The organism is Planktothrix sp. FACHB-1355 (assembly GCF_014748295.1).
In the GTDB taxonomy this organism is placed as follows: Bacteria; Cyanobacteriota; Cyanobacteriia; order Cyanobacteriales; family Aerosakkonemataceae; genus Aerosakkonema; species Aerosakkonema funiforme_A.
In genome coordinates this window covers 1-7459 of the sequence record NZ_JACJUP010000224.1, presented here as the reverse complement: position 1 = coordinate 7459, position 7459 = coordinate 1, and the positions used below count along the sequence as shown (strand labels likewise).

General features: G+C 43.4%; 5 protein-coding genes. All 5 read left to right on the top strand.

The features are described 5' to 3' along the window. A partial coding sequence (locus H6S82_RS12025; RefSeq protein WP_191056257.1) for a hypothetical protein occupies positions 1-2774 on the top strand: 2774 nt, incomplete at its 5' end. Beyond that, positions 2749-3582 (top strand): hypothetical protein, encoded by an 834-nt coding sequence (locus tag H6S82_RS12020; protein ID WP_190463777.1) that lies wholly within the window; start codon positions 2749-2751, stop codon positions 3580-3582. The genes H6S82_RS12025 and H6S82_RS12020, both read left to right, overlap by 26 nt. Before the next feature lie 68 nt (positions 3583-3650). Further along, positions 3651-4754 (top strand): hypothetical protein, encoded by a 1104-nt coding sequence (locus H6S82_RS12015; RefSeq protein WP_190463776.1) that lies wholly within the window; start codon positions 3651-3653, stop codon positions 4752-4754. Positions 4755-4902: 148 nt separating this feature from the next. After that, positions 4903-5634: a hypothetical protein gene (locus H6S82_RS12010; RefSeq protein WP_190463775.1), complete on the top strand. Its 732-nt coding sequence runs from the start codon at positions 4903-4905 to the stop codon at positions 5632-5634. Positions 5635-5644: 10 nt separating this feature from the next. Continuing rightward, positions 5645-7459: hypothetical protein (locus tag H6S82_RS12005; protein WP_191056256.1), on the top strand; the 1815-nt coding region annotated here is incomplete at its 3' end.

The window sequence follows — 7459 nt, the reverse complement described above, 5'->3', positions numbered from 1 at the left end:
AAAAGGATAACCGCAGTATTGGTGCTTTCCTCCTCAATAAAGGTGATATCAGCGACGAAAACAAATTTCAAGTCGTTTTCGCCTTTCACCTCAAAGGTATTCACAACCAACTCTATAAAGAAGAAGTAAGCGAGGCAGCTAGTGGAATTGCCGAAGCCATGAAATTCCTGCTACCTGGGGAAAAATGTAGCTTTCTTCTCGGTCGTTATTCCGATGATACTGACAGACAACAATACCTTAATTCTCTAGGTGAAAACTGCCCTAACATATTACCTGCTATTTTGATGCAAAACGAACAAGCCAAAGTGCAGGAACTTACGCGCAAAGGAACTCGTTCAATTTGGCAACAAATGGTATTCTGCACCTGGACTGCCGATGAATTTGGTGAAAGGAAAACCGACCCACTATCCAAATTAATCTACAACATGGGTAAAACCTGCCGCTTCTTTTTAGATGGCGTAACGGGACGTTTATCAGAACGACAAGAACAAGTTTTAAGCAAAGTATTAATGAAAGCTTATACTGAAGGCTTTTTGCAATGGGAAATGTTGTGGAATACCAAAGCAGGACTAGAAGTAAGCCCACTGCGAGACACAGAACTTTGGCAATGGCTTTGGGGTAGATTTAATCAAACTCCTACACCGCCCATCCCTCAACTATTAACTCTTAAATCCGATAAAGATAGAGGTTTAAAAGTTACTGAAAGCATCACATCAAAAAAACACGCTACCACCGTACTAATTGAAGGAAACCGAGGACGTTCTTCCTGTCCCGAACATCGCCAATGTACGTCTAGAATTTACGTCAAAGATAAAGTCTGCGGCGTTCTCAGGATGGTAGATACCGTAAGTGCCTGGAATTCCACCAGAGAACAAATATCGTGGATGTGGAAAATTTTAAGCGAAAATCACGTTCGCGATACCGAAGCTTGGGTAGAAATTTCTCCTGCCAACCGCTTTTTAACTGAAGATAACCTACACCGTCAAGCCAAACAATCAAAAACCGCCCGCGAACGGGCTTTATTAAAAGGTAGCGGACGAGATGTTGGTGCAGAAATCAAACAAGAAGAAAGTTTCGATGCCCAAAAAAGGTTATATAGAGGTGCCGTTCCCCTCAACGTCGCGGTGGTATTTCTCGTCTATCGCGAGAATACCGAAACTTTAGATTTAGCTTGCGAGTTACTATCCAACAGTTTTGGTACGGCAAAAGTAGTGCGAGAGAGGAATATTGCATCTCAAATTTGGCTGGAAACACTTCCGATAACTTGGCGCAGGATATTGCATTCTTCTTCTATTTTGACCGAAAGAAGATTGGTTTTAGAAAGCGAAACCGTTGCCGGAGTTTTACCCCTGACAGTTCCCAGAGAACTGGACAAAAAAGGAGTTGAATTTCTCACCATGCGCGGCGGTAAACCTGTATCTGTTGACCTATTTTCCCTAACCCAACACGCCTTAGTAACTGGGAGAACAGGTTCAGGTAAATCAGTTTTATTATGGCGAATTATGTTAGATGCCCTTAGTCAAGGCATTCCCGTTGTCGGTATGGATATGCCTGCTGCTGATGGCGAAAGTTCCTTCAAAACTGGTATCGAATTGCTGGGCGATGCAGGCGCGTACTTCGACTTATCCCGCGCCAGCAATAACCTAATGGAACCACCTGATTTAAGGCATTTCAACCAAAGCGATCGCACGCAACGGATGCAGTCCTGGCGTACCTTCATCCGCAATGCTTTAGGTGTCATCGTCATGGGCAAACTCAACGCCCCACACCTAGCACAACGAGTTGATGCCATTTTAATGCAAGCGTTGGATATTTTTATAAGCGACCCCGATATTATCGAACGCTACAATTTGGCATTCAACAAAGGGTGGAAATCTGCCGAATGGCAAGATATACCAACTTTAAAAGATTTCTTGAGATTTTGTACGATTGCCAGACTTGATATCAGGAAACCGGAAGCGATCGACCATCAAGCTATCAACCAAATCCAAAGTCAAATTCAAGCATTATTAGTCAGCCCTTTAGGTGCGGCTATTGGTAAACCCAGCAGCTTTTCTCCCGAACCAATAGTTAAATTCTATGCACTTACCGGACTAACCAACGACCAAGATTCTTACACGATGGCAGTTGCCGCTAAAGCAGCTTGTTTGAGAGTAGCACTTTCCTATCCCAAAAGCTTATTTGTAGGAGACGAACTTTCCGTTTTATTCAAACGAGATGGTTTTGCAGCAATGGTCGGAGAATTATGCGCTACTGCCAGAAAAGATGGACTCAGCATAATTTTGAGCAGCCAAGACCCCGATACAATTTGCAATTCCAGTGCAGCGGCGATGATTATGCAGAATATCACCTATCGCTTAACTGGTTGCATTACTTCCAATGCCGTAACTTCCTTCCAACGTTATTTGGCATATCCATCTGAAATTATCAGCCAAAACGCATCCGAATCATTCTTTCCCCGCAGTTCCGATTTATATTCCTGTTGGCTAATTGAAAAAGGCGGACGCTTTTGGCAAACCAGATTTTATCCAGGTGAAATGACCTTAGCTGCTGTTGCCACCAACCAAGAAGAAAGAAGGGCGCGACGGGCAATTATGGCGCAATATCCCAACACTATTAAAGGCCAACTCAAGGGATTGGCTCATTTCACAAAAGTTTACGTTCCTGCCCTCAAGGAAGGTAAAGGTTTGCATCACCTAGAACAAGGCGGTCAAACTCAAAACGATCGACAATCGGAGGTTATTTCTAATGAGGAAAGACTTATTTTTGCATAGTCAAACATTGATTACAATTATCGGCACATCAAGTTTGTTGTTGAGTGTTAGTATAAATCCAGTACGTGCAGCCACTGGGGATACTCCTGAAACTCAACAAATTTCTCAAATCGCTTCAGATGAAGCAGATTCATTTCTATCTGCCCATCAAGTATCGAATGAAATCCAAGGTTTCATTAAAGACGTTCGTTCTTTCGTTCAAGGCGACTTATTTGGCGGAATTACACAACTCGTTCAGAATGCTGTTGGCGCTGTCCAAATCCCAGATATCGGACAAGTTGTGAGCCAAATAATGAAAGGTTCTCTACCAGAAGATGCCTCATTTGCTACTAAGTTAGAGAACAACGTTTCCAATTCTTATGCCATCCGCCAAGATGCAGCACAAATGAGCGAACGAGTGGGTGCATTACAGGTAGCGCAAACTCAAACTCTTTCTAAAACGGCTCAAGATAAATCAAAAGCCACTATAGATTATAGTGCTGCTTCTGCTACTGAGTCAGAACAAATGGCACGAGATTCGCAGAATACCGATACCTCTCAACAAATTCTGCAAAATATCTCCAATCAACTCAAAAATAGCGCTGATATTGCCAATCTTCAAATGCTTGAAGCATCTCAAGCACGACAAGATAGAGCTTTGCAGCTAACGCTAACCGCACAAGCAGCACGAGAATTAAATGCTGCTAATATCCGCGAACGGCAAAGTGCAATATCATCCGGTAATGCTGCTACCGCACAGTCTGGGCTGCTGACTATGCCCGGAGGTGCCGTGTTGGGACAAGATTCAACTATTTCATCCAATCCGTAGTTATTTTTAGTTGGGGAGTAACATCCCCAACTGCAATCGCTCTTTTTGTATTGCGTCCTAAATTGCTTATGTTTGGCCTACTTTTTATTCAATCTTTCGCCCAAATAACACCACCAGACAATGCTGCCGATTCGACTGTCGGAATTAGTTTGATTTCCCAAAGTATCGAATTGAGTCGTCAAACAGTCGAATCGTGGAATAAAATATGGGGTGATGCCATCAATCCATCCGGTGCATTGTGGGCAGGATTATGCAATTTAGGAACAATCTTAGCTGCCCTCAGTATTATTATATTGGCAGTTAAAATGGCTGCTGATTATCAAGAAAAACGATTCTTTTTATCAGATTTAGCCGCTTCTGTGGTTTGGCCTTTATTTATTGCTATTATGTTAGGTAATAATGGCTATCTGTTGTCACAAACCGTGATGGTAGTTAGGAATATCGGCCATCAAGAAGTTGTTAACGTCCTCAATATCCAACTAGCCGATACCACTTTCAAGCAAGCCATTTCAGATGTTACTTTAACTCAAAGCGTTAAAACACAAGTATCTACAGTTTATGCAGAATGTCAAGGTTTATCTGGCAAACCGCTGACAGATTGCTTGCAAGAAAAACAACCAGTTGTAGAACAGATATTAACAGAAGCTGAAAAGCAGAATGGTGGCCCATTAGAACAAGCCCGTCAAGCGGTAGCACAACTAACGGATTTCGTGCAAAATCCCGGTGCTGTTTTTAGCGCTACTATTTCCTTAATTTTGATTACCTTTTTATACGCACTTCAATGGGCTTTTGTCAACATTTTAGAAGCTGCTTTAATTATGACTGCCACTTTTGCACCCATCGCGTTGGGATTGAGTTTGTTACCCCTTGGTGCTAAACCAATCTGGGCTTGGGCTAGCGGTTTTCTTGCCTTATTTGGAGTGCAATTAGGATACAACATTGTCGTGGGATTGGCTGCTACTGTCATCGTTGCTGCTGGCGCACAAACGTTTTCGGATTTAGCTTTCTTAGCATTTATCAGTATCTTTGCACCTGCTTTAGCACTATTAATTGCAGGCGGTGGTGGAGTTGCACTTTATGCGGGTATTAACAGCAGAGTACCAGCACTCGTTAATGCTGCATTTGATGGGGTAGTCGCTGTAGCTACTGGTGTTATTGGTAAGGCTGGTTAGTCATTAGTCATTGGTCATTAGTCATTAGTCATTGGTCATTGGTCATTAGTCATTAGTCATTGGTCATTGGTCATTAGTCATTAGTCATTGGTCATTAGTCATTGGTCATTAGTCATTAGTTATTTGTCAATATCTGGAGGTGAGTTAAATGTTTAAGTCTTTGGATAAACCCAAACAAAACAGAATATTCTTAGAATCGAAAGATATTTTGCCTTTGTGTTTCGTGGGACTGACTGCTTTTACCAGTCTGACATTTTTATTTACCTTATTCGTCAGTTTCAAAGTCAGTCAACTAGCTGCCCGTAAAACCACTTTCGTGCAGATGGTAAACGGAAAAACAATGGTCGTTTCCGAACAAGATTATCTTTACCGTCAACCAGAAGTTGTCAAAGAAGTTGTCCGTCAATGGGCTGATTTAACGTTTAACTGGGATGGCGTTATTCCCGGTACGAAAGAATTAGACAAAGGTCGAGATATCGGTAAAGGTAAACGGGTTACTACTAATACCTATTTTGCTTCCTTTCTGATTGAATCTGGACCGCAAGGTTTTCGTGGGGCTGCATTACAAGCTTTAGCAGATATCACACCATCGCGAGTATTTAGCGGCCAAGTTCGTTCCAAAGTTATTATCTCTTACCTCTCTGCACCTAGACAAACCCGAATTGGAGAGTGGGAAATAGATATGGTGGCGACAAGGGTATTAGTAAGTTTACCCGGTGGAGTAGATGAAGAAATTCCTTTCAATCGCACTTTTACATTAAAAGCCGTTGATATTCCTTCTCCACCCGCTGCTGATGCTTCAGCCCTAGAACAGCAACTTTACCAAATCAGAAAAGCTGGTTTAGAAATTACCAAAATTACCGAATTTACACCTAATTGAGGATTAAATCATGGATAACGATAACAATAAAAATCACGAAGTAGACAGTAAGCAATTGGAAGTAGGGAGTGGCGAACAAAATTCCTCTACTCCCTCCCAAAACGAACAATTTACGCCTGATGAAATGGCGCAAATGACAGGTTACCAACCCGAACGAGTCCAATTAATCGACCGGGAATATATGTTAGAAAGGGACTCGGAGACAACCGAACCCCGTGAAAATAGCGAAAACCCGTTAGTGCGATTTGCGATCGCATCGATGCTAGTCGGTGGTATCCTGTCTGCGGGATGGTTGATTTGGTCGATTTTCTTTGCTGTCAAGTCTCCCGCACCAAAAATCGCCGCTACTCCTACTCCCGCTGTGAAACCTGAAACGCCTACGAACGATGAAGCAGCGAGACTCAAAGCAGAATTAGCATTCCGAAATCAAATGGGTCGCCAGCAGCAAGCAAATGTACCCGCACCCACTCCTACACCTGCTGCAACGCCTACTCCGACACCCACTTCTACCCAAGTGGCTGCATCTCCTGCAAAACCTCAACAGTCACCACCACCAAAACCGATCGCAGAACCCGCCCCACCACCGAAGATTGTATATCGCGATCGCGTGGTCAGAGAACCTGCCCCACCGCCCAAGATTGTATACCGCGATCGGGTAGTCAAAGAACCCGCACCACCACCACAAGTGTTATACCGCGATCGGATAGTCAAAGAACCTGCACCACCACCACAAGTGGTATATCGCGATCGGGTAGTCAAAGAACCTGCCCCACCACCCAAGATTGTATACCGCGATCGCGTGGTGAAAGAACCCGCACCACCACCCAAAATCATACGGGAAACAATACCAGTCTCAGCACAACCGCACATAGCAGCTGCACCCAGCCCAGAAGCTAAAACGCCAGAGGTTGACCCGTTTGAGAGGTGGAACCAACTGGCGACTGTGGGACAGCAAGCCACTGATGCAGAAGTAGCATCTGTTCGGAGTACAGAAACACTCCCAGAAACCTCAGTCGCGGCGTTACCAAATAACCAACAATTAACGCAACCAAACTCTATCTCAAAAGAGCAGACTAAACCAACATCAATTCCTACAATTACCATTGGCGATTCTACTTTGATTCCTTCTGCACCAACAGAAAATTCATATCCAGCAGAAGAAAACAAAAAAATTGAAACTACACCCCAACTTGCTTCAACAGAAGATGTAAAATCACCATCCCAGGAAGAAACAGATAATCCCTCCGATTTTCAAATTGTCACTGCATCTTCTTCACCTGCATCAGAATGTCCGAATAATTCTTCATCGAGTTGGGAATGCACTTCGGAATCAACTCAATCACCAACACCGGGCGAACTGGGCATTTTAAATCGCACGCCAAGATCCGAAACCAACAGTGAAATTGCTGTTGCTTCTAAGTCACCTATGCAAGTTCAAATTGGTACTTCAGCCAAAGCGAAAGTTTTAGTTCCGATGATTTGGTCAGAAGAAAATCAAGCAGATCGAGGACGTTTCGCCGTACAACTAGAGTCAGATGTTTTATCTACCGATAATCGAGTAGCCTTACCAAAAGGAACTATTCTGATTACCGAAGTTGATTCCGTTACATCCGATAACAAGCTAGTCAATCAAAGTGCGGTCGCTGTTGTCTATCCTGATAGTGCTGGAGAAATTCGCCAACAATCAATCCCTAAAGAAAGTATCCTCATTCGAGGAAAAAACGGCGAACCTTTAATTGCTAAAGGAATGGGCGATAAAGGTGGAGAAATTGCACGACAAGATATTCTCATCGGTTTGTTAGGGGCTGCTGGTAGAGCGGGTGAA